This is a genomic window from Streptomyces sp. NPDC043896, from assembly GCF_056435605.1.
In genome coordinates this window covers 164,362-187,353 of record NZ_JBWKEE010000009.1, presented here as the reverse complement: position 1 = coordinate 187,353, position 22,992 = coordinate 164,362, and the positions used below count along the sequence as shown (strand labels likewise).

15 protein-coding genes are annotated in these 22,992 nt (G+C 71.9%); 9 read left to right on the top strand and 6 right to left on the bottom strand.

All coding sequences use genetic code 11. The features are described 5' to 3' along the window. The first annotated feature begins 327 nt into the window (after positions 1 to 327). Positions 328 to 2,595: a M4 family metallopeptidase gene (locus tag AC069X_RS15950; protein ID WP_478729063.1), complete on the top strand. Its 2,268-nt coding sequence runs from the start codon at positions 328 to 330 to the stop codon at positions 2,593 to 2,595. A 113-nt stretch (positions 2,596 to 2,708) separates the two neighbouring features. On the opposite strand, the gene AC069X_RS15945 is transcribed toward AC069X_RS15950, so the two are convergent. The 3 genes from AC069X_RS15945 to AC069X_RS15935 form a co-directional block, all read right to left on the bottom strand. After that, positions 2,709 to 3,197: a hypothetical protein gene (locus AC069X_RS15945; RefSeq protein WP_478729061.1), complete on the bottom strand. Its 489-nt coding sequence runs from the start codon at positions 3,195 to 3,197 to the stop codon at positions 2,709 to 2,711. Positions 3,198 to 3,468: 271 nt separating this feature from the next. Beyond that, positions 3,469 to 6,105 carry an alpha-glucan family phosphorylase gene (glgP, locus tag AC069X_RS15940; protein WP_478729059.1) on the bottom strand — a complete coding sequence of 879 codons (2,637 nt, stop codon included), beginning with the start codon at positions 6,103 to 6,105 and terminating at the stop codon, positions 3,469 to 3,471. Between the two features lie 137 nt (positions 6,106 to 6,242). Beyond that, the gene (locus AC069X_RS15935) at positions 6,243 to 6,842 is read right to left on the bottom strand and encodes a GNAT family N-acetyltransferase (protein WP_478729057.1); all 600 of its coding nucleotides are present in this window, start codon (positions 6,840 to 6,842) and stop codon (positions 6,243 to 6,245) included. A 341-nt stretch (positions 6,843 to 7,183) separates the two neighbouring features. Between AC069X_RS15935 and AC069X_RS15930 the strand changes: the two genes are divergently transcribed. From AC069X_RS15930 to glgB, 4 genes are all read left to right on the top strand, one after another. Then, a complete protein-coding gene (locus AC069X_RS15930) occupies positions 7,184 to 9,178 on the top strand; it encodes an alpha-1,4-glucan--maltose-1-phosphate maltosyltransferase (protein WP_478729055.1) in 1,995 nt (664 codons plus the stop codon). Further along, positions 9,175 to 10,881, top strand: coding sequence for a maltose alpha-D-glucosyltransferase (gene treS / locus AC069X_RS15925; RefSeq protein WP_478729053.1), 1,707 nt, complete (start codon positions 9,175 to 9,177; stop codon positions 10,879 to 10,881). The genes AC069X_RS15930 and treS overlap by 4 nt, the downstream gene beginning before the upstream one ends. Before the next feature lie 154 nt (positions 10,882 to 11,035). Next, entirely contained in the window at positions 11,036 to 12,475 is a 1,440-nt protein-coding gene (locus AC069X_RS15920) for a maltokinase N-terminal cap-like domain-containing protein (RefSeq protein WP_478729051.1), read from the top strand. Next, a complete protein-coding gene (gene glgB, locus AC069X_RS15915; RefSeq protein ID WP_478729049.1) occupies positions 12,472 to 14,775 on the top strand; it encodes a 1,4-alpha-glucan branching enzyme in 2,304 nt (767 codons plus the stop codon). Before AC069X_RS15920 ends, glgB begins: the two co-directional genes overlap by 4 nt. Here the strand turns inward: glgB and trxA are convergent. Further along, positions 14,765 to 15,115, bottom strand: a complete 351-nt coding sequence (trxA, locus tag AC069X_RS15910) for a thioredoxin (protein ID WP_478729047.1) — start codon at positions 15,113 to 15,115, stop codon at positions 14,765 to 14,767. The genes glgB and trxA overlap by 11 nt on opposite strands. 72 nt (positions 15,116 to 15,187) lie before the next feature. Continuing rightward, positions 15,188 to 15,577 carry a MerR family transcriptional regulator gene (locus AC069X_RS15905; protein WP_478729045.1) on the bottom strand — a complete coding sequence of 130 codons (390 nt, stop codon included), beginning with the start codon at positions 15,575 to 15,577 and terminating at the stop codon, positions 15,188 to 15,190. Positions 15,578 to 15,928: 351 nt separating this feature from the next. Between AC069X_RS15905 and AC069X_RS15900 the strand changes: the two genes are divergently transcribed. Beyond that, positions 15,929 to 16,618 (top strand): helix-turn-helix domain-containing protein, encoded by a 690-nt coding sequence (locus AC069X_RS15900; protein WP_478729043.1) that lies wholly within the window; start codon positions 15,929 to 15,931, stop codon positions 16,616 to 16,618. Positions 16,619 to 16,791: 173 nt separating this feature from the next. On the opposite strand, the gene AC069X_RS15895 is transcribed toward AC069X_RS15900, so the two are convergent. Continuing rightward, complete coding sequence (locus AC069X_RS15895; RefSeq protein WP_478729041.1) at positions 16,792 to 17,817, bottom strand: ATP-dependent 6-phosphofructokinase; 1,026 nt, start codon at positions 17,815 to 17,817, stop codon at positions 16,792 to 16,794. 232 nt (positions 17,818 to 18,049) lie between these two features. Here AC069X_RS15895 and pta point away from each other — a divergent pair, with 232 nt between their 5' ends. The 3 genes from pta (at position 18,050) to pyk (ending at position 22,899) form a co-directional block, all read left to right on the top strand. Then, positions 18,050 to 20,140: a phosphate acetyltransferase gene (pta, locus tag AC069X_RS15890; protein WP_478729039.1), complete on the top strand. Its 2,091-nt coding sequence runs from the start codon at positions 18,050 to 18,052 to the stop codon at positions 20,138 to 20,140. A gap of 51 nt (positions 20,141 to 20,191) precedes the next feature. Further along, entirely contained in the window at positions 20,192 to 21,406 is a 1,215-nt protein-coding gene (locus tag AC069X_RS15885; RefSeq protein WP_478729037.1) for an acetate kinase, read from the top strand. 62 nt (positions 21,407 to 21,468) lie between these two features. After that, positions 21,469 to 22,899: a pyruvate kinase gene (gene pyk, locus AC069X_RS15880; protein WP_478729035.1), complete on the top strand. Its 1,431-nt coding sequence runs from the start codon at positions 21,469 to 21,471 to the stop codon at positions 22,897 to 22,899. Positions 22,900 to 22,992: the final 93 nt, after the last annotated feature.

Genomic DNA, 22,992 nt, shown 5'->3' with positions numbered 1-22,992 from the left:
CAGCGAACATCTGTCGCACCGGGAAACAGTACGACAAACACCCGTACGGTAAATGCCGTTTGGGTTAACGGGGTCTCTCGTTGCCCAAGCGTTAACAGTCGTGGGCAACCGCTCCACGCGACGGAGGGGCGCCTCCCACACGAAGGTGAATGGTCCGGATACCGGATACGTATCTTCGGACAACGGACCGTTTCCGGCCAACCTTTTGATGTGGCCCTGACATCGCGGTCGGCAGCTGGCACTCTTCGATCCGTTCATCGCACCAGCCCTGATCTGCCCGGAGGCCCACCCAGCCATCCGGAACCCCCCTTGCAGAAGGAGTCTGCGTTGAGTCCCACCCCCCAGCGGCGTGCCACCGCGGCCGGCGCACTCGTTGCCGCGGCAGCCCTGCTCGCCGTAGGCATACAGGCCGGTTCCGCCACCGCCGACGCCACCGCGTCGCAGGCCCGCACGGCCGCCCAGCCCAACCCGGGCGCGGCCCCTGCCGCACTCAGCGCTTCGGAGCGTGCGACGCTCCTCGCCGAGGCCAACTCGACCACCGCCCAGGCCGCGAAGGCGCTCGGCCTCGGCGGCGGCGAGAAGCTGATCGTCCGCGATGTGGTCAAGGACGCGGACGGCACCACGCACACCACCTACGAGCGGACCTACGACGGTCTGCCCGTGCTCGGCGGTGACCTCACCGTCCACGCCAAGGGCGGCGTCACCAAGAGCGTGACCAAGGCGACCCAGCACGAGATCAAGGTCCCGGACACCGACGCCACGGTCACCCCGGCCACCGCCGAGGGCCAGGCCGTTTCCGCCGCGAACGCCGAGGGCTCCAAGCAGACCAAGGCCGACAAGAGCGCCCGCAAGGTGATCTGGGCCGCCGAGGGCGTCCCGGTCCTCGCCTTCGAGACCGTCGTCGGCGGCCTCCAGGACGACGGCACCCCGAACGAGCTGCACGTGATCACGAACGCCAAGACCGGCGCGAAGATCACCCAGTGGCAGGGCGTCGAGACCGGCACCGGCAACACCCAGTACAGCGGCCAGGTCACCCTCGGCACCTCGCAGTCGGGCAGCAACTGGACGCTGACCGACCCGACGCGCGGCAGCCACAAGACCTACAACCTGAACCGGGGCACCTCCGGCACCGGCACCCTGTTCTCCGGCCCGGACGACATCTGGGGCAACGGCTCCGCCTCCAACACCGAGACGGCCGGCGCGGACGCCCACTACGGCGCCCAGGTCACGTGGGACTACTTCAAGAACGTCCACGGCCGCAACGGCCTGCGCAACGACGGCGTGGCCCCGTACAGCCGGGTGCACTACGGCAACGCGTACGTCAACGCCTTCTGGGACGACAGCTGCTTCTGCATGACCTACGGCGACGGCGAGGGCAACGCCAAGCCGCTCACCTCGATCGACGTGGCCGCGCACGAGATGACCCACGGTCTGACCTCGGTCACCGGCAACATGACCTACAGCGGTGAGCCCGGCGGTCTGAACGAGGCGACCTCCGACATCATGGCGGCGGCGGTCGAGTTCCACGCCAACAACCCGCAGGACGTCGGCGACTACCTGGTCGGCGAGAAGATCGACATCCGCGGCAACGGCACCCCGCTGCGCTACATGGACAAGCCGAGCAAGGACGGCTCCTCCAAGGACGCCTGGTACTCCGGCCTCGGCGGCATCGACGTCCACTACTCCTCGGGCCCGGCCAACCACTGGTACTACCTGGCCTCCGAGGGCTCCGGCGCCAAGGTCGTCAACGGCGTGAGCTACGACTCGCCGACCTCCGACGGCCTCCCGGTCACCCCGATCGGCCGTGAAGCCGCCTCGAAGATCTGGTTCCGCGCCCTGACGGTCGGCTACTTCAAGTCGAACACGAACTACGCCGACGCCCGCGTCCAGACGCTGAAGGCCGCAGCCGACCTGTACGGCCAGGGCTCGACCACGTACAACAACGTCGCCAACGCCTGGGCCGCCGTCAACGTCGGCCCGCGCATCAACGACGGCGTGACGGTCAGCCCGATCGCCAACCAGAACACCCAGATCAACACCGCGGTGAGCCTCCAGGTCCAGGCGACCAGCACCAACCCGGGCGCGCTGACCTACGCGGCGACCGGCCTGCCGGCCGGCCTGTCGATCAACTCCTCGACCGGTCTGATCTCCGGTACGGCGACCACCGCGGCCACGTCGAACGTGACCGTCACGGTGACCGACTCCGCGTCCAAGACGGGCACGGCGTCCTTCACCTGGACCGTCGGCACCTCGCAGCCGAACGTGTTCGAGAACACGAACGACTACGCGATCGCCGACAACGCGACCGTCGAGTCCCCGATCACGGTGACCCGCACCGGCAACGCGCCGAGCACCCTCAAGGTGGACGTCAACATCGTCCACACCTACATCGGTGACCTGAAGGTCGACCTGGTCGCGCCCGACGGCTCCGTCTACAACCTGCACAACCGTTCCGGCGGCAGTGCGGACAACATCGTCCGGAGCTTCACGGTGAACGCCTCCTCCGAGGCCGCCCAGGGCGTCTGGAAGCTCCGGGTCAACGACAACGCCAGCCTGGACACCGGCAAGATCGACAGCTGGAAGCTCACCTTCTGACCCCTGGGGGCAGGAGCTGAACCGCGGCTGAGCCGCTGAAACCACGGGGCCGCCCGGGAGGAAACCTCCCCGGGCGGCCCTGTCCCATGCGCGGGACGTTCCTCCGGCCGGTGTCAGCCGATGGAACGGAAGAGACTGTTCATGAAGTCGCCGGGGGTCATGGCCCGGCCCTGCCCGGGGCGGACCATGCTGCGGTCGGCGTCGTCCCAGTCGTCGTGGCCGCCGTGGTGGCCGCCGTGGTGGCCGTCCGGCTTGAGGAAGACCGAGCGGACGTTCAGGTCGCGCGCGTGCTCGCCCGGCCGCAGCACCTCCTGGGCCTCGCCGCCGCAGCTGTCGCCCCGGAAGACGAGGGCCAGCCCCTCCGTGTCGTTCTGCACCGCGAAGGCCGGGCGGCTGCGGCTGGTGCCCGTCAGGCGGTAGCAGGTGTCGTAGTCGGCGGGTTCGATCGTCCTGCGCCGCACGTCCCCGTCGTCGTCCGCGTACCGGTAGTGGATCTCGCCGAGTCCGTAGTTGCGGTCGTCGGCCAGGGACTGGCCGGAGGCGGGGAGGACCAGCGCGAAGGAGGCGAGGAGCGCGGCCGCGGCGGTGGAGCGAAGACGCATGTGAGGGTCCGTTTCTCGGGGGGCGTGGGGACCGGGTCCGGTGGACGTCCGCGGGCAGCCTAGGAGCGGACCGTCCGGCGGGAGGACCGCCATGCACAGGGCGTTCGAAGGTTCACCCTCCCGTGGAGCACCCCGCCCGTACGGGCGCCCGGACGGCCGTACGGGCGCCCGGGCGCGTGCGCGCCGCGTGGGACGTGCGGCGGGCCGGGACGCCGGTCGAGGGCGGGCGGCCGGTGGATCCGCCGCCCGCCCCCGAGACCGTGCGGCGCGCTCAGCGCAGCAGGACCCCGCCCGGAGCGTCGGCGTCCACCGGCGCCGCGACCAGGCCCAGTTCGGCCGGGGTCGCCAGCAGCGGGTGCGCCGGCAGGATCCGTACGGTGTAGCCGAAGGGCCCCGTCCGGTCGAGGGCGAGCGGGCCCTCGTACACCCAGCGCCCCTCCAGGTCGGGCCCGGCGGCGGGCTTGAGCGGGAAGGCCCGCCCGTCGCGGATCACGTCCTGGGCGTCGACCCGGCCGGCGACGGCCTGCACCTCCACGTCATCCGGCGCGAGCGAGTCCAGCGCCACCCGCACCCGCAGCGTGAGGGTGGCGCCCAGTTCGGCGGTGCCCCCCACGGGCGCGGCGGCGACGGCCTCCACGTGCTCGACGGCGACCCGCGGCCAGGACGCCCGGATGCGGCCCTTCCACCAGGCGAGGTCGCGCGCCGTGTCGGGGGTCAGGGCCCGGTGGGAGAGCGCGGCGGGGGCGTAGAGCCGCTCCACGTACTCCCGCACCATCCGGCCCGCGAGCAGCTTCGGGCCCAGGGAGACCAGGGTGCGCCGGACCATCTCGATCCACCGCACGGGCAGTCCGGCGCGTCCGTCCCGGTCGTAGAAGCGGGGGGCGACCCGCTCCTCGATGAGCTCGTAGAGGGAGCCCGCCTCCAGGTCGTCGCGGCGGTCCTCGTCCGTGCCGAGCCCGTCGGCCGTGGGGATGGCCCAGCCGAAGTCGGGCTCGAACCACTCGTCCCACCAGCCGTCGAGCACCGACAGGTTGAGGCAGCCGTTGAGGGCGGCCTTCATCCCGCTGGTGCCGCAGGCCTCCAGCGGACGCAGCGGGTTGTTCAGCCAGACGTCGCAGCCCGGGTAGAGCTTCTGCGCCATGGCCATGCCGTAGTCGGGCAGGAAGACGATGCGGTGGCGCACGCGCGGGTCGTCGGCGAAGCGCACCAGTTCCTGGACGAGCCGCTTGCCGCCGTCGTCGGCGGGGTGCGCCTTGCCCGCGACGACGATCTGCACCGGGCGGGCGGGGTCCAGCAGCAGCCGGCGCAGCCGCTCCGGGTCGCGGAGCATCAGCGTGAGCCGCTTGTACGAGGGGACGCGCCGGGCGAAGCCGATGGTCAGGACGTCCGGGTCGAGGACGTTGTCCACCCAGCCCAGCTCGGCGTCGGCGGCACCGCGCTGCTTCCACGAGGCGCGCAGCCGGTCGCGCACCTCCTGGACCAGCTGCTCGCGCAGGGACCGGCGGACGTCCCACACGTCCTGGTCGGCGATCTGCGCGACGGCGTCCCAGCGTGCGGAGGCGCCCACCGCGAGGGCGTCCTCGGTGCGTCCGGCGCCGATCTGCCGGGCGCCGAGCCGCATGACCTCGGGGGCGACCCAGGTCGGGGCGTGCACGCCGTTGGTGACGGAGACGATGGGCACGTCGGCGGCGTCGAAGCCCGGCCAGAGCCCGGCGAACATGCCCCGGCTGACCGCCCCGTGGAGGGTGGAGACGCCGTTGGCGCGCTGGGCGAGGCGCAGGCCCATCACCGCCATGTTGAACACCCCCGGATCGCCGCCGGGGTAGGACTCCGCGCCGAGTTCCAGGATCCGCTCGACCGGTACGCCGGGCAGTTCGCCGCCCTCGCCGAAGTGGCGGGCGACGAGGGAGCGCTCGAAGCGGTCGATGCCGGCGGGCACGGGGGTGTGCGTGGTGAACACGGTCCCGGCGCGCACGGCTTCGACGGCGGCGTCGAAGCCGAGGCCCTGCTCGCCGTCCAGTTCCCTCATGCGTTCCAGTCCGAGGAAGCCGGCGTGTCCCTCGTTGGTGTGAAAGACCTCGGGGTCGGCGTGGCCGGTGATCCGGCAGTACGTCCGGACGGCACGTACGCCGCCGATGCCCAGCAGCATCTCCTGGAGGAGCCGGTGGTCGCTGCCGCCGCCGTAGAGCCGGTCGGTCACGTCGCGGGCGCCGGCGTCGTTGTCCTCGACGTCGGAGTCGAGCAGCAGCAGGGGTACCCGCCCGACGCGGGCCTGCCAGATGTGCGCGTGCAACGACCTTCCGCCGGGGAGGGTGAGCGACACCCGGGCAGGGCTGCCGTCCTCCTGCCGCAGCAGGGACAGGGGCAGCTCGTGGGGGTCGAGCACGGGGTAGTGCTCCTGCTGCCAGCCGTCGCGGGAGAGCGACTGGCGGAAGTAGCCGTGCCGGTAGAGCAGGCCGACGCCGATGACGGGGACGCCGAGGTCGCTGGCGGCCTTGAGGTGGTCCCCGGCGAGGATGCCGAGCCCGCCGGAGTACTGGGGCAGGGCTGCGGTGATGCCGAATTCGGGGGAGAAGTAGGCGATGGCGGAGGGGAACTCGGCGGCGTTCTCGTGGGACTGGTACCACCTCCCGGCGTGGAGGTAGTCGTCGAGGTCGGCGGCGGCGACGGCGAGCCGCCGCAGGAACCGCCGGTCGGCGGCGAGTTCCTCCAGCCGGGAGGCGGGCACGGCGCCGAGCAGGCGGACCGGGTCGCCGCCGGCGGCCTGCCAGCCCTCGGGGTCGACGGATTGGAAGAGTTCACGGGTTTCCGTATGCCACGACCAGCGCAGGTTGCGCGCGAGATCGGAGAGCGGCATCAGGGGCTCGGGGAGGACGGGGCGCACGGTGAATCGACGGATGGCCTTCACACGTTCCACCTTCGCAGGGGATGACGGATCGGAGCGACCGCACCACGCTGTGCACCCGCGCGTCGCCCCCGGAAGGCTAGCGGCGCAGTCCCGTCCCGGCCATCCCGCCTCCCGGCGCTCCCGGCTCCGGGCGGCTGTCAGGCGTCCGTCGCGAGGCGGGCGTGGAGGTGCTCGTCGTGCCAGCCGTCGGCGTGCCGCAGGGCGCCGCGCATGGTGCCCTCCAGGGGGAAGCCGGCCTTGAGGGCGACGGCGCAGGAGGCCGGGTTGGCCACGGAGTGGCAGATCCGGAGCCGGTGCACGCCGGCCTCGCGGAAGGCCCACTCGGACACCGCGCGCACGCCCTGCGGGACCGCGCCCCGGCCGCGCCCGGCCGGCAGCAGCCAGTACAGGAACTCCGCGCTGGAGCCCTCCGGGCCGAAGTCGGCGAGCCCGATCAGGCCCACGGCCGGGGAGTCCGGCTCCGCCGACACGGCCCAGGCCGCGGCCTCCCGCTCCGCCCAGCGCCGGTTCCAGCGGGCTATGCGGGCGGCGGCCGACGCGGGGGTCTCCGGCTCGGGGCGGTTCCAGTGCCGGATGCCGGGGTCCTCGTAGGCCTCGGCGAGTACCGGGGCGTCGGTCTCGCGCCAGGGCCGCAGGACCATCCCGCAGGGAAGGGGGAACACCGGCTGCGGGGTGCCGCCCCAGGGGGCGGGAGGGGCTGTGGGGGCCGGTGTGACGTGGGTGTTCGCGCTGTCCATCGGCCCATCCTCGCCGACTTGACGGAGCATCGGCGGATGCCGGGACGCGCCGAGCCGTTCCTCGGCCGTCCGCGTCCCCCTACGTACGAGTAGTTAACCGACAGCACGGATTGGGCGGGGTGAGAGTGGGAAGGGCTGTGCGGGTACACGCGGTACACGCACGGCGCACCCGCCCACAACCTTTCCCCGCCACCCGAGTGAACGCGGACAGGAGCGGCCATGCCCGCAGCCCAGCCGTCTTCCGAGCGGCTAGAAACAGAGCGAACAGAGCGTGCACTACCAGCCGCCTTTCCGGCTGGCCCGTCACCGAGCCCTGCGAACTCCCTCCAGGTGATCCCATCATGATCGGTCGCATTCCCGTGCTGGACGTCCGCCCCGCCGTCGACTGCGGCGCCAGACCCGCCAAGGCGGTCGTGGACGAGGTCTTCGAGATCTCGGCCACCGTGTTCCGGGAGGGCCACGACGCCGTCTCCGCCCATGTCGTCCTGCGCGACCCGAGCGGGCGGCTGCGCCCGCCGGTGCCGTTGCGGGAACTCGCTCCCGGCACCGACCGGTGGGGGGCGCGGGTGTCCGCCGACGCCGAGGGGAGGTGGACGTACACCGTCGAGGCGTGGAGCGATCCGGTCGCCACCTGGCGGGCCCACGCCGCGGTCAAGATCCCGGCGGGCCTCGACACCGGGCTGACGCTCCTGGAAGGCGCGGAGCTCTACGAGCGGGCCGCGGCCAGGATTCCCAAGCGGGACGGCCGCGAGGCCGTGCTCGCCGCGGCCGACGCGATGCGCGACGAGGACCTCCCGGCCGGGCAGCGGTACGCGGCGGCCCTGGCGCCCGCCGCGGACGCGGCGCTGGCCCGGCGCCCGTACCGGGAGCTGGTCACGGCGGCCAAGCCGCTGCCCCTGATCGTCGAACGCAAGCGCGCCCTCTTCGGTTCCTGGTACGAGATGTTCCCGCGCTCGGAGGGTGCGGTGGTGGAGCCGGGCAGGGCGCCGGTGAGCGGGACCTTCCGCACCGCCGCCGAGCGGCTGCCGGCGATCGCCGCGATGGGCTTCGACGTCGTCTACCTGCCGCCGGTCCACCCGATCGGGTCGACGCACCGCAAGGGCCCCAACAACACCCTTTCCGCGGGTAGTTGGGACCCGGGCGTGCCCTGGGCGATCGGCTCGCCGGAGGGCGGGCACGACGCCGTCCACCCCGAGCTCGGCACCCTGGAGGACTTCGACGCCTTCGTCGCGCGCGCCCGCGACCTCCGGATGGAGATCGCCCTCGACTTCGCCCTCCAGTGCTCCCCCGACCACCCCTGGGTGGAGAAGCACCCGGAGTGGTTCCGCCACCGCGCCGACGGCACGATCGCGTACGCCGAGAACCCGCCGAAGAAGTACCAGGACATCTTCCCGGTGCACTTCGACACGGACATGGCCGGGATCGTCGAGGAGACGGTGCGGATCCTGCGCCACTGGATGGACCACGGCGTCCGGATCTTCCGGGTCGACAACCCGCACACCAAGCCGGTCGTGTTCTGGCAGAAGGTCATCGCCGAGATCAACAAGTCGGACCCGGACGTGATCTTCCTGGCGGAAGCTTTCACCCGGCCCGCCATGATGCGCGCGCTCGCCTCCGTCGGCTTCCAGCAGTCGTACACCTACTTCACCTGGCGCAACACCAAGGCCGAGCTGACCGAGTACCTGACCGAGCTGTCCGGTGACCGCTCGGCCTCCGTGATGCGGCCGAACTTCTTCGTCAACACCCCCGACATCCTCCACGAGTACCTCCAGAAGGGCGGCCGGCCCGCCTTCGAGGTCCGGGCGGTCCTCGCCGCCACCCTCTCCCCCACCTGGGGCGTCTACGCGGGCTACGAGCTCTGCGAGAACGAGCCGGTCCGGGAGGGCAGCGAGGAGTACCTGAACTCCGAGAAGTACGAGCTGCGCCCGCGCGACTGGGCCGCCGCCGACCGCGAGGGCCGCACGATCGCGCCGCTGATCACCGCCCTGAACCGGCTGCGCCGCCGCAACCCCGCACTCCAGCAGCTGCGGGACATCCACTTCCACCCGACCGACAACGAACAGGTGATCGCCTATTCGAAGCACTCCGGAGCCAATTCCGTACTGGTGGTCGTCAACCTCGATCCGCACCACACCCAGGAGGCGACCGTCTCGTTGGACATGCCGGTACTCGGCCTCGACTGGCACGGGTCCCTCGCGGTGCGCGACGAGCTCACCGGCGAGACCTACCACTGGGGCAGGGCGAACTACGTGCGCCTCGAACCGGGCCGTACCCCCGCGCACGTCCTGGCCGCCCTGCGACCGTCCCCGCCCACCGGAGGGTCACCCACCACATGATGATCAACGATCCCGTCCACGACACCTTCGAGGACACCCCCGCCAAGGACCGCGACCCCGACTGGTTCAAGCGGGCGGTCTTCTACGAGGTCCTGGTCCGCTCCTTCCACGACAGCAACGGCGACGGCGTCGGCGACCTCAAAGGGCTCACCGCCAAACTGGACTACCTCCAGTGGCTCGGCATCGACTGCCTGTGGCTGCCGCCCTTCTTCGCCTCGCCGCTGCGCGACGGCGGCTACGACGTCTCCGACTACACCTCCGTGCTGCCCGAGTTCGGCGACCTCGCCGACTTCGTGGAGTTCGTGGACGCCGCGCACACCCGCGGCATGCGGGTGATCATCGACTTCGTCATGAACCACACCAGCGACCAGCACGAGTGGTTCCAGCAGTCCCGCAAGGACCCGGACGGGCCGTACGGCGACTACTACATGTGGGCCGACAACGACAAGCAGTACCAGGACGCCCGCATCATCTTCATCGACACCGAGACCTCGAACTGGACGTACGACCCCGTCCGCAAGCAGTACTACTGGCACCGCTTCTTCTCGCACCAGCCGGACCTCAACTTCGAGAACCCGGCCGTGCAGGAGGAGATCATCTCGGCGCTGCGCTTCTGGCTCGACCTCGGCATCGACGGCTTCCGCCTCGACGCCGTGCCCTACCTCTACGCCGAGGAGGGCACCAACTGCGAGAACCTGCCCCGCACCCACCAGCTGCTCAAGCGGGTCCGCGCCGAGATCGACGCCCACTACCCGGACACCGTGCTGCTCGCCGAGGCCAACCAGTGGCCCGAGGACGTCGTCGACTACTTCGGCGACTTCTCGAAGGGCGGGGACGAATGCCACATGGCCTTCCACTTCCCCGTCATGCCGCGCATCTTCATGGCGGTGCGAAGAGAGTCGCGCTACCCCGTCTCCGAGATCCTGGCCAAGACCCCGGCGATCCCGGCGAACTGCCAGTGGGGCATCTTCCTGCGCAACCACGACGAGCTCACCCTCGAAATGGTCACGGACGAAGAGCGCGACTACATGTACGCCGAGTACGCCAAGGACCCGCGCATGCGGGCCAACATCGGCATCCGGCGCCGGCTCGCCCCGCTCCTGGACAACGACCGCAACCAGATGGAGCTCTTCACCGCCCTGCTGCTGTCGCTGCCCGGCTCGCCGGTGCTCTACTACGGCGACGAGATCGGCATGGGCGACAACATCTGGCTCGGCGACCGCGACGGCGTACGCACCCCCATGCAGTGGACCCCGGACCGCAACGCCGGTTTCTCCTCCTGCGATCCGGGCAGGCTGAACCTGCCGGTCATCATGGACCCGGTCCACGGGTACCAGGTCACCAATGTCGAGGCGGCCATGGCGTCGCCCTCCTCACTGCTGCACTGGACCCGCAGGCTGATCGAGATCCGCAAGGCCAACCCGGCCTTCGGCCTCGGCTCGTACACCGAACTGCCCTCGTCCAACCCGGCGGTGCTCGCGTTCCTGCGCGAGTTCGGGGACGACCTGGTGCTGTGCGTGCACAACTTCTCCCGCTTCGCGCAGCCCACCGAGCTGGACCTGAGGTCGTTCAACGGGCGGGTCCCGGTGGAGCTCACGGGTGACGTGCGCTTCCCGCCGATCGGCGAGTGGCCGTACCTGCTGACCCTGGCGGGCCACGGCTTCTACTGGTTCCGGCTCCGCGCCGACCAGCGCGCGGACTGACGTACCGAGTACGGGGCGGGCACTCCTTCGGGTCAACGGCCCGCCCCTGTACGGATCATCCTGACCCGACACTCGCACATACCGGAGAAGCAACTGCCGCGCATCCGGGACACTCTGCGCATTCTGTGACGGCCCGGGGAAAGGACGCGACGCCATGTCGGAGGCTGCATCCGCCCGGAGCCGGCTGACGCCCGCCCGGGCCGGCGGGACCGCCGGGCTGGATCCGATGCTGCGGGACTGGCTGCCCGCACAGCGCTGGTTCGCCGGCAAGGGACGCCGGATCGACCGGATCGAGGCCGTCTCGGCGGCCGAACTGCTGCCGCCGGGCTCCGCCCCCGGACTGCTGCACCTGCTGCTCGACGTGGACGGGGACTGCTACCAGCTCCTGCTGGGCATCCGCCCCGCCCCGCTCCCGCCCGCCCTCGCGCCCGCCCTCATCGGGCACGCCCAGGACGGCCCGTACGCGGGCCGGGCCGTGTACGAGGCGCTGGGCGACCCCCGGCTCGCCTCCCTGCTGCTGGAGCGGCTGCGCTCCCCCGGCACCCTGGGCCCGCTCCGCTTCGACCGGGACCCGGACACGCCCGTCCAGGCCGGGCTGCTGCCCCGGCCGCTGTCCGGGGAACAGACCAACTCCTCCCTGATCTACGGGGATTCGTACATCCTCAAGGTGTTCCGCCGGGTCGGTCCCGGGGTCAACCCGGACCTGGAGCTGCCCAGGGCCCTGGCCGCCGCCGGCTGCGCCCGGGTGCCCGCCCCGGTCGCCTGGTACGAGGCCGAGCTGGCCGGTGGAGAACCGTTGACCCTGGGCGTGCTCCAGCCCTACCTGCGCGGCTCCGACGACGGCTGGCAGCTGGCCCTGCGCAGACTCGGGGCCGGGGCGGACTTCACCGCCGAGGCGCACGCGCTGGGCCGGGCCACCGCCGAGGTGCACAGCGCGCTGGCGGCCGCCCTGCCCACCCTGGCGCTCGGCCCCGAGCAGACCGCCCGGCTCGCCGCCGGGATGACCGCCCGGCTCGCCGCCACCTGCCGTGAGGTGCCCGCCCTGCGGCCGTACGAGGCCGGGCTGCGCGGCGCCTTCGACGCGCTCGCCGCCTCCCGGGGCGCCGGGGTCCCCGCCCAGCGCATCCACGGCGACCTGCACCTGGGCCAGACCCTGCGCACCGCCGACGGCAGCTGGGCGCTGATCGACTTCGAGGGGGAGCCGGCCCGGCCGCTGGCCGACCGCCGCCGTCCCGAACCGGCGGTGCGCGACATCGCCGGGATACTGCGCTCCTTCGACTACGCCGCCCGCTCGCACCGGCCCTTCGCCCCCGCCTGGGCCGACGCCTGCCGGAGCGCGTTCTGCGAGGGCTACGCCCGTACCACCGGCCGCGACCCGCGCGAGGACCCGGTGCTGCTGCGCGCGTACGAGACCGACAAGGCGGTGTACGAGGCCCGCTACGAGTCCCGGCACCGTCCCGACTGGCTGCACGTCCCGATGGCGGCGATCCGCCGGCTGTCGGAACCCCAGCGGCCCGCACACCGCATGCCCCCGCCGGTCCCCGGCACCTCCCCCACCCCCCACCCGAAGCCCCCGAGGAGGCCGCTCGCGTGAGCGCCGCACGACAGCCGTCACCGACCGTCCGCGAGGAAGCCGCAGCCGTACCCGCACCCGTGGCGGAACCCGAACCCGCCAAGCGGACCCGCGCCCCGAGGGCCCGCCGCGCCGCCCCTCCGCACGGGGTCCGGCCGGCGCCCGCGCTGGACGCGGAGCAGCGGGCCCGGCTGCTGGAGGGCCGCCACCACGACCCGCACGCGGTGCTGGGCGCCCGCGCGCAGCGGGGCGGGGTGGCCTTCCGGGTGCTGCGTCCGTACGCGAAGGCCGTCACGATCGTGGCGAAGGGGCTGCGGGCCGAACTCTTCGACGAGGGCGACGGGCTGTTCTCCGGGCTGCTGCCGCTGACCGGGGTGCCGGACTACCGGCTGCTGGTGACGTACGACAGCGACGAGATCGAGGTCCACGACCCGTACCGGTTCCTGCCCGCCCTCGGGGAGCTGGACCTGCACCTGATCGGCGAGGGCCGGCACGAGGAGCTGTGGACGGCGCTGGGCGCCCGGCCGATGGAGCACCAGGGGGTGGCGGGCACCCGCTTCACGGTGTGGGCGCCGAACGCCCAGGGGGTGCGGGTCACCGGGGACTTCTCGTACTGGGACTCGGTCGCCTATCCGATGCGCTCGCTCGGCGCGAGCGGGGTGTGGGAGCTGTTCCTGCCGGGGGTCGGCGAGGGCACCCTGTACAAGTACGACATCACGCGCCCGGACGGGAGCCACACCCTGCGCGCCGACCCGATGGCGCAGTACGCGGAGGTCCCGCCGGCGAACGCCTCGGTGGTCACCGCCTCGCGGTTCGTGTGGCAGGACGCCGAGTGGATGGCCACGCGCGGCGCCCGGCCGGCGCACCAGGCGCCGATGTCGGTGTACGAGCTGCACCTGGCGTCCTGGCGGCCGGGGCTCACGTACCGGCAGCTGGCGGACCAGCTGCCGGCGTACGTGAAGGAGCTCGGGTTCACGCACGTGGAGTTCATGCCGGTCGCCGAGCACCCCTTCGGCGGGTCCTGGGGCTACCAGGTCACCGGCTTCTACGCGCCGACCTCGCGGATGGGCACGCCGGACGACTTCCGGCTGCTCGTGGACTCGCTGCACCGGGCCGGGATCGGGGTGATCGTCGACTGGGTGCCCGCGCACTTCCCGCGTGACGACTGGGCCCTCGCGGAGTTCGACGGGCGCCCGCTGTACGAGCACCAGGACCCGCGCCGGGCCGCGCACCCGGACTGGGGGACGCTGGAGTTCGACTACGGGCGCAAGGAGGTCCGCAACTTCCTGGTCGCCAACGCCGTCTACTGGTGCCAGGAGTTCCACGTGGACGGGCTGCGCGTGGACGCGGTGGCCTCGATGCTGTACCTGGACTACTCCCGTGGCGAGGGGCAGTGGTCGCCGAACGAGCACGGCGGCCGGGAGGACCTGGACGCGGTGGCGCTGCTCCAGGAGATGAACGCGGTGGTCTACCGGCGCTGCCCGGGGGTGGTGACGATCGCGGAGGAGTCGACGGCGTGGGACGGGGTCACGCGGCCGACGGACTCGGGCGGGCTGGGCTTCGGCCTGAAGTGGAACATGGGCTGGATGCACGACACCCTGCGGTACGTGTCGAAGGAGCCGGTGCACCGCAAGTACCACCACCACGACATGACCTTCGGGATGGTGTACGCGTTCAGCGAGAACTACGTGCTGCCGATCTCGCACGACGAGGTGGTGCACGGCAAGCGCTCGCTGGTGTCGAAGATGCCGGGCGACTGGTGGCAGCAGCGGGCCACGCACCGGGCGTACCTGGGCTTCATGTGGGCCCACCCCGGCAAGCAACTGCTCTTCATGGGCCAGGAGTTCGCGCAGGGGTCGGAGTGGTCGGAGGCGTACGGGCCGGACTGGTGGCTGCTGGACTCCGCGTACCCGGCGGCGGGCGACCACCGGGGGGTGCGCGACCTGGTGCGCGACCTGAACCGGGCGTACGCGGCGGCGCCGGCGCTGTGGGAGCGGGACTCGGTGCCGGAGGGTTTCGCCTGGGTGGAGGCGGACGCGGCCGAGGACAACGTGTTCGCGTTCCTGCGGTACGCGCAGGACGGCTCGCAGCTGCTGTGCGTGTCGAACTTCTCCCCCGTGGTCCGGCACGGCCACCGGATCGGGGTGCCGGAGGAGGTGCCGCTGTGGCGGGAGGTCCTCAACACCGACATGGAGGCGTACGGCGGGAGCGGCGTCCACCACGCCCGGCCGCTGCGCCCGGAGCCGGTACCGGCCCAGGGGCGCGCGGCGAGCCTGCGGATGACGCTCCCGCCGATGGCGACGGTCTGGCTCAGGCCGTGACCGGCGCGAGCTCCTCGTCGAGTTCCTGAAGCAGGCGCCGCTTGGGCCGGGCGCCGACGATCTGCCGGACGGGCTCGCCGTCGCGGAAGAGGAGCATGGTCGGCATGGACAGCACCCCGTAGCGCGTGACGGTGCCGGGGTTGCTGTCCGCGTCGATCTGGACGACCTTGAGGCGGTCCGCCCGTTCGACGGCCACGGCGGAGAGCACCGGGGCGAGCTGGCGGCAGGGGCCGCACCAGTCCGCGGTGAACTCCACCAGCACGGGCCGGTCCCGTTCGGCCAGGACCTCCGCCGCGAAGTCCGCGTCGGTCACTTCCGCCACACCCTGTGCGTGGATCATGCCGTTCCCCTCTCGCCATCCTGTGTTCCGTGTCCGTGTTCCGTATCCCGCGCACCGCCGCGTCCCCGGCCGTCAGCCGGTCATCTCGCAGCGCGGCACGGCGTGCCCGGCGGCCTCCTCGGCCGCCGCCAGCTGGTGCGCGACCTGCTCGCGCACGTCGGCCAGCTGGCCGATGAGGCCGTCCAGCTCGGCGAGCTTGCGGCGGTAGACCGCGAGCGAGGCGGGGCAGGAATCCCCGGCCGGGTGGCCGGCGCGCAGGCACTCGACGAACGGGCGGGTCTCCTCCAGCTCGAAGCCGAAGTCCTGGAGGGTGCGGATCTGCCGCAGGAGGCGCAGGTCGTCCTCGTCGTAGTCCCGGTAGCCGTTGCCGGTCCGGCGGGCCGCGAGCAGCCCGCGCGATTCGTAGTACCTGAGCGTCCGGGTGCTGGTCCCGGCCCGCTTCGCCAGTTCGCCGATGCGCATGGCCCGACCGTATTCCTTGACGTCGGCGTCAAGGAAAGGGCCTGGGGCGGGAACGGTGGCGGGGGCCCTCGCCACCCCCGTATGCGAGGGCCCCCGTCATGGATCACGGACGGCGGGCCCGGCCGGTTCAAAGGGTGTGACCGGGATCACTCGCCGGGCTCGCCGGGTCACCTGAAATGGAGTGGCCGAATCCGTACGCTGGCTCCACTCCCCACAATGGATCTTCCCCTGACCCGATTACCGGACAGTCGCCGGGAAAACCACCCAAAGTCATGAACTCCATAGGACTTTCCTACGAGTTATGGGCTTGTTTGAATAGTCTGTAGTCGTCACACCTCGGCCACTTCTACCGTGTGCCCTGTGCACTCCAGCCCACCTTTCAATGCCCCCGCCGCGCGTCGCCTGCGCGCGGCCCTGGGCATGGCTCCCGGTCATGTCGCGTACGGCCTGCGGGCCCAGTACGGCCTGCTCGTCGCACCCGAGACCGTGATGGCCTGGGAGCGGGGCGAGCAGTCGCCCACCTCCACCGAGCTCACGGCCCTGGCCGGCGTGCTCTGGTGCTCGCCCGGGGAACTGCTGGCCGAACCCGTCACCCTGCGGGAACACCGCATCGCCCGGGGCCTGGACCCCGAGGACCTGGCCCGCCGGATCGGGGTCGAGGCGAACGCGTACCGGAAGATGGAGGACACCGGGCGCTGGAAGGGCAACGAGCGGCAGTCCGCCGCCCTCGCCTCGGTGCTCGGCCTGACCCTGGCGCAGTTCGTGGCGGCGACCGGCAAGCACGACGAGCTCGCCGAGATGCTGCGCAGCGCGGTGACCACCCGCTGGCAGGCGTACGTGAAACCGCTGGGCAAGCTGCTGCCGGTGCCCAAGGCGCACCTGGAGCGGGTCCTGGAGCTCCTCTACAACGACTACCAGTCGCGCATGGTGGCCACCCTCGGCTGGGGCGGCGCCGAGGGCTCGGCCGGCACGGGTGACGCGGGGCGGGAGTTCCTCTCCGAGATCACGGACCGGTTCTGGGCCCTGGCGGGCGGGGCGTAGTACGCCGCGCCGGCGCCGGAGGAACCGCGGCCCCGGGCGCTTCCGCGGGGAGCGCGGCCGGGGCGGTCCGGCGGGCGGATCCGTGACCCCGGCCCCGGCGGGAGGGGCGGTGCGGCCGCGCGCCGGACGGGCCGTACGGCCGCGCGCCGGGCGGGCGGCCGCCGGGCGGGTGGTCAGAAGACCGACTCGGCCTCGTACATCCGGTGCTCGGGGACGGTCTTGAGCTCGGTGACCGCCTCGGCCAGCGGGGCCATCACGATGTCGGTGCCGCGCAGGGCGGTCATGTTGCCGAACTCCCCGCGGTGCACGGCCTCGACGGCGTGCCAGCCGAAGCGGGTCGCGAGGACCCGGTCGTACGCGGTCGGCACGCCGCCGCGCTGGACGTGGCCGAGGATGACCGGACGGGCCTCCTTGCCCAGGCGGTGCTCCAGCTCGATGGCCAGGCGGTTGCCGATGCCGGCGAAGCGCTCGTGGCCGTACTGGTCGATGGCGCCCTTCTCGTACGGCATGGAGCCGGCGGCCGGGTGCGCGCCCTCGGCGACGCAGACGACGGCGAACTTCTTCCCCCGGGCGAACCGTTCCTCCACCATCTTCACCAGGGCGTCCACCTCGAAGGGGCGCTCCGGCAGGCAGATGCCGTGGGCGCCGCCGGCCATGCCGGACTCCAGGGCGATCCAGCCCGCGTGACGGCCCATGACCTCGACGACCATCACGCGCTGGTGGGACTCGGCGGTGGTCTTGAGGCGGTCGATGGCCTCGGTGGCGACGGTGACAGCGGTGTCGAAGCCGAAGGTGCGGTCGGTGGAGGAGATGTCGTTGTCGATGGTCTTCGGCACGCCGACGACCGGCATCCCGGCGTCCGCGAGCATCCGGGCGGCCGTCAGGGTGCCCTCGCCGCCGATCGGGATCAGGGCGTCGATGCCGTAACGCTCCGCCAGCTCGGCGGCGTTCTCGGCGGCTTCGTGCAGCCGGGCGCGCTCCATGCGGGCCGAGCCCAGGATGGTGCCGCCGCGGGCGAGGATGCCGCTGACGGCGTTGATGTCGAGGGGGCGGTAGTGGCCGTCGAGGAGTCCCTTGAAGCCGTCCTCGAAGCCGATGACCTCGTCCCCGTGGCCGACGAGGGCGCGGTGTACGACCGACCGGATGACAGCGTTGAGGCCCGGGCAGTCGCCGCCTGCGGTGAGAACTCCGATACGCATCGTGCTGTGTCTCCTGCCGTACATATGAAGGGCGTATTTGATGACGCCTGTCCGATTGTTCCATGTTCCGAGGGGGGTGCGCGCCGGGCGCCGCTCCACCCACCAGGCCTTTCGGCCCCCGCCCCCGGACTTTCTCCCGGGGCGCCCTATCCACTGACGGAGGTATTGTCAAGAGGTCAAGCCAGGCCAATCGGATCGATCAGATCTTCACTGCATGGGACGGAGAGCACGCGTGACGCGCAGCGTGTACGTGACCGGTATCGAGCGTGGAGACGGCCGGCAGGTCGTCGAACTGGGGATCATGGAGCTCCTGACCCGGCAGACCGGCCGGGTCGGGGTCTACCGGCCCCTGCTGCACGACGGGCCGGACCGGCTCTTCGAGCTCCTCAGGGCCCGCTACCGGATCGAGCAGGACGCCGCCTCGGCGTACGGCATGGAGTACCACGAGGCCTCCGTCGTCCTGGCCGAGAAGGGCACGGACGAGCTGGTCTCCCGGCTGGTCGACCGCTACCACCGGGTGGCCCGCGACTACGAGGTCATGCTGGTGCTCGGCACCGACTACGCCGACACCAACCTCCCCGACGAGCTGGCGCTGAACGCCCGCCTCGCCAACGAGCTCGGCGCGGTCGTCGTCCCCGTCGTCGGCGGCACCAAGCACCCCGCCGACGCCGTCCGGGCCGAGGCCCGCAACGCCCACCGGGCCTACGAGAGCCTGGGCTGCCACGTGGTGGCGATGGTCGTCAACCGGGTGGCCCCCGAGGACCGCGACCTCATAGCCGAGCGGCTCGCCGCCCGCCTCCCCGTGCCCTGCTACGTCCTGCCCGACGACAAGAACCTGTCCGCCCCGACCGTCGCCCAGATCACCCGGGCGCTCGACGGCGAGGTGCTGCTGGGCGACGACGCCGGGCTCGCCCGCGACGCCGTGGACTTCGTGTTCGGCGGGGCCATGCTGCCGAACTTCCTGAACGCCCTGACCCCCGGCTGCCTGGTCGTCACCCCCGGGGACCGCGCCGACCTGGTCGTGGGAGCGCTCGCCGCGCACGCCTCGGGCACCCCGCCGATCGCGGGTGTGCTGCTGACCCTGAACGAGCGCCCGTCCGCGGACGTCCTCACCCTGGCCTCGAAGCTCGCCCCCGGCACCCCGGTGGTCTCGGTGGCCGGCAACAGCTTCCCGACGGCCGCCGAACTCTTCTCGCTGCAGAGCCGGCTGAACTCCGCGACCCCGCGCAAGCTGGAGACCGCGCTCGGCCTCTTCGAGCGGCACGTGGACACCGCCGAGCTGCGCGGGCTGCTGTCCGTCGCCCGCTCGGAGCGCGTCACGCCGATGATGTTCGAGCACGAGCTGCTGGAGCGGGCCCGCTCCGAGCGGCGCCGCGTGGTGCTCCCGGAGGGCACCGAGGAGCGCGTGCTGCGCGCCGCGGACGTGGTGCTGCGCCGGGGAGTGTGCGACCTGACGCTGCTCGGCGAGGAGCAGGCGATCCTGAAGAAGGCCGGCGACCTGGGCGTCGACATCTCGGGCGCGCAGCTGATCGACCCGGCGGCCTCCCCCCTGCGGGAACGTTTCGCCGAGTACTACGCCAAGGTCCGCGCGCACAAGGGCATGACCGTCGAGCTGGCCCACGACGTGGTGACCGACGTCAACTACTTCGGCACCCTGATGGTCCAGGAGGGCCTGGCCGACGGCATGGTGTCGGGCTCGGTGCACTCCACGGCCGCCACCATCCGCCCCGCCTTCGAGATCATCAAGACCAAGCCCGAGGCCTCGATCGTCTCCTCGGTCTTCTTCATGTGCCTGGCCGACCAGGTCCTCGTGTACGGCGACTGCGCGGTCAACCCGGACCCGGACGCCGAGCAGCTCGCGGACATCGCCGTCCAGTCGGCCGCCACCGCCGCCGCCTTCGGGGTCGAGCCGCGGATCGCGATGCTCTCGTACTCGACGGGCACCTCGGGCTCGGGGGCGGACGTGGAGAAGGTCCGCAAGGCGACCGAGACCGTCCGCCAGCAGCGCCCCGACCTGCTCATCGAGGGGCCGATCCAGTACGACGCCGCCGTGGAGCCCTCGGTCGCCGCGACCAAGCTGCCCGGCTCCGAGGTGGCCGGCCGGGCGAGCGTGCTGATCTTCCCGGACCTGAACACGGGCAACAACACGTACAAGGCGGTGCAGCGTTCGGCCGGTGCCGTCGCGGTCGGCCCGGTGCTCCAGGGCCTGCGCAAGCCGGTCAACGACCTCTCGCGCGGGGCACTGGTCCAGGACATCGTCACCACCGTGGCGATCACCGCGATCCAGGCGCAGTCCCAGCCCCTGCCCGGCAGCACCCCCTAGTCCCGGCACCCCCTCACCCCACGCCCCCACCCGAAGGAAAGACCCCTCACCGTGACCGCAACGCGCGTACTCGTCCTCAACTCCGGCTCCTCGTCGGTGAAGTACCAGCTGCTCGACATGGCCGACCGCTCCCGCCTCGCCGCCGGCCTGGTGGAGCGCATCGGCGAGGAGACCTCCCGCCTCGCGCACGAGCCGCTCACCGGAGCGGGCGCGGGGGGCGGCACGCGCGAGCGGCTCGGCCCGATCGCGGACCACGGCGCCGCCCTGCGGGCGGTCGCGGCGGAGCTGGCGGCCGACGGCCTGGGCCTGGACTCCCCCGAGCTCGCGGCGGTGGGCCACCGGGTGGTGCACGGCGGGACCCGGTTCACCCGGCCGACGGTCGTCGACGACGAGGTGCTGGCGGAGATCCGCAGCCTGATCCCGCTGGCCCCGCTGCACAACCCGGCGAACGTGACCGGCATCGAGGTGGCGCGCGAGCTGCGCCCGGACCTGCCGCAGGTGGCCGTCTTCGACACCGCGTTCCACTCGACGATGCCGGAGCACGTGGCCCGGTACGCGATCGACGCGGCGACCGCCGACAAGTACGCCATCCGGCGGTACGGCTTCCACGGCACCTCCCACGCCTACGTCTCGCGCACGGCGGCCGCACTGCTGGGCCGGGCGGTGGAGGACGTGAACGTGATCGTGCTGCACCTGGGCAACGGTGCCTCGGCCTCGGCCGTGCGGGGCGGGGTCTGCGTGGAGACGTCCATGGGCCTGACCCCGCTGGAGGGCCTGGTCATGGGGACCCGTTCGGGAGACCTCGACCCGGCGGTCGTCTTCCACCTGGCGCGGGTGGGCGGGCTGTCCGTCGACGAGATCGACTCGCTGCTCAACAAGAAGAGCGGTCTGCTGGGTCTGTGCGGCGACAACGACATGCGCGAGGTGACGCGGCGCGCGGGCGAGGGCGACGAGGCGGCGGGCCTCGCGCTGGCGTCCTACGTCCACCGGCTGAAGAAGTACATCGGCGCGTACACGGCGGTCCTGGGGCGCGTGGACGCGGTGGTGTTCACGGCGGGCGTCGGCGAGAACGCCTCGGCCGTGCGGGAGGCCGCGATCGCCGGGCTGGAGGAGCTGGGCCTCGCGCTGGACCTGGAGGCGAACGCCGTGCGCTCCCCGGAGCCCCGGCTGATCTCCCCGGACTACGCGCGGGTGGCGGTGGCCGTGGTCCCGACCGATGAGGAGCTGGAGATCGCCTCCCAGGCGTACGCGCTGGTTACCCGGTAGTCACTTGGACTTTCCGCCAGACGGAATATTCCGCTACGAAACAAACGGATAGGATCCGCTTCATGCGCCGTTCCAAAATCGTCTGCACGCTGGGCCCCGCCGTCGACTCGTATGAGCAGCTGAAAGCACTCATCGAGGCAGGTATGAACGTGGCCCGATTCAACTTCAGCCACGGATCCCAGGCAGAACACCAGGAGCGGTACGACCGCGTCCGGAAGGTCTCCGAGGACACCGGGCGCGCGGTCGGCGTCCTCGCCGACCTCCAGGGCCCCAAGATCCGTCTCGAGACCTTCGCCGAGGGTCCCGTCGAGCTGGTGCGCGGTGACGAGTTCACCATCACCACCGAGGACGTCCCGGGCGACAAGTCCATCTGCGGCACCACCTACAAGGGCCTCCCGGGCGACGTCGCCAAGGGTGACCAGGTCCTGATCAACGACGGCAACGTCGAGCTCCGGGTGACCGAGGTCGACGGCCCCCGGGTCAAGACCATCGTCATCGAGGGCGGTGTCATCTCCGACCACAAGGGCATCAACCTGCCCGGCGCGGCCGTGAACGTCCCCGCCCTGTCGGAGAAGGACGTCGACGACCTGCGCTTCGCCCTGCGGATGGGCTGCGACATGGTCGCGCTGTCCTTCGTCCGCGACGCCAACGACGTCAAGGACGTCCACCGCGTCATGGACGAGGAGGGCCGCCGGGTCCCCGTCATCGCCAAGGTGGAGAAGCCCCAGGCCGTCGAGAACATGGAGGCCGTCGTCGCGGCCTTCGACGCGGTCATGGTGGCCCGCGGCGACCTGGCCGTCGAGTACCCGCTCGAAAAGGTCCCGATGGTCCAGAAGCGGCTCATCGAGATGTGCCGCCGCAACGCCAAGCCGGTGATCGTCGCGACCCAGATGATGGAGTCGATGATCACCAACTCCCGCCCGACCCGCGCCGAGGCGTCCGACGTCGCCAACGCCATCCTCGACGGCGCCGACGCGGTCATGCTGTCCGCCGAGTCCTCGGTGGGCGCCTACCCGATCGAGACCGTCAAGACGATGTCGAAGATCGTCACGGCGGCCGAGGAGGAGCTCCTCTCCAAGGGCCTCCAGCCGCTGGTCCAGGGCAAGAAGCCGCGCACCCAGGGCGGCTCCGTCGCCCGCGCGGCCTGCGAGATCGCGGACTTCCTCGACGGGAAGGCCCTGGTCGCCTTCACCCAGTCCGGCGACACGGCCCGCCGCCTGTCGCGCTACCGCGCCACGCAGCCGATCCTGGCGTTCACGACGGACGTGAACACCCGCAACCAGCTCACGCTGAGCTGGGGCGTCGAGTCCGCCATCGTCCCGCACGCCGACAGCACGGACGCGATGGTCGACCTGGTGGACGCGGAGGTGCTGAAGCTCCAGCGCTTCAACCCCGGCGACACCATGATCATCACGGCCGGCTCGCCCCCCGGCGTCCCGGGCACGACCAACATGGTCCGCGTCCACCACCTGGGCGGCGGCACCCCCGCCTGACGGCCCGACCGCCCGACCGCTTGACCGCTTGACCGCTTGACTCTGCCGCACAGAGACCGAGGGCGGCGCCCCGATCCCCCGACAGGGACCGGG

What these genes read in the sequence shown, in the direction of transcription:
- AC069X_RS15945 (WP_478729061.1), bottom strand. Translation starts at nt 3,197, where the DNA reads ATGCGTCTTCGCTCCACCGCCGCGGCCGCGCTCCTCGCCTCCTTCGCG.
- AC069X_RS15935 (WP_478729057.1), bottom strand. Translation starts at nt 6,842, where the DNA reads ATGGACAGCGCGAACACCCACGTCACACCGGCCCCCACAGCCCCTCCC.
- AC069X_RS15930 (WP_478729055.1), top strand. Translation starts at nt 7,184, where the DNA reads ATGATCGGTCGCATTCCCGTGCTGGACGTCCGCCCCGCCGTCGACTGC.
- treS (WP_478729053.1), top strand. Translation starts at nt 9,175, where the DNA reads ATGATGATCAACGATCCCGTCCACGACACCTTCGAGGACACCCCCGCC.
- AC069X_RS15920 (WP_478729051.1), top strand. Translation starts at nt 11,036, where the DNA reads ATGTCGGAGGCTGCATCCGCCCGGAGCCGGCTGACGCCCGCCCGGGCC.
- trxA (WP_478729047.1), bottom strand. Translation starts at nt 15,115, where the DNA reads ATGATCCACGCACAGGGTGTGGCGGAAGTGACCGACGCGGACTTCGCG.
- AC069X_RS15905 (WP_478729045.1), bottom strand. Translation starts at nt 15,577, where the DNA reads ATGCGCATCGGCGAACTGGCGAAGCGGGCCGGGACCAGCACCCGGACG.
- AC069X_RS15895 (WP_478729041.1), bottom strand. Translation starts at nt 17,817, where the DNA reads ATGCGTATCGGAGTTCTCACCGCAGGCGGCGACTGCCCGGGCCTCAAC.
- pyk (WP_478729035.1), top strand. Translation starts at nt 21,469, where the DNA reads ATGCGCCGTTCCAAAATCGTCTGCACGCTGGGCCCCGCCGTCGACTCG.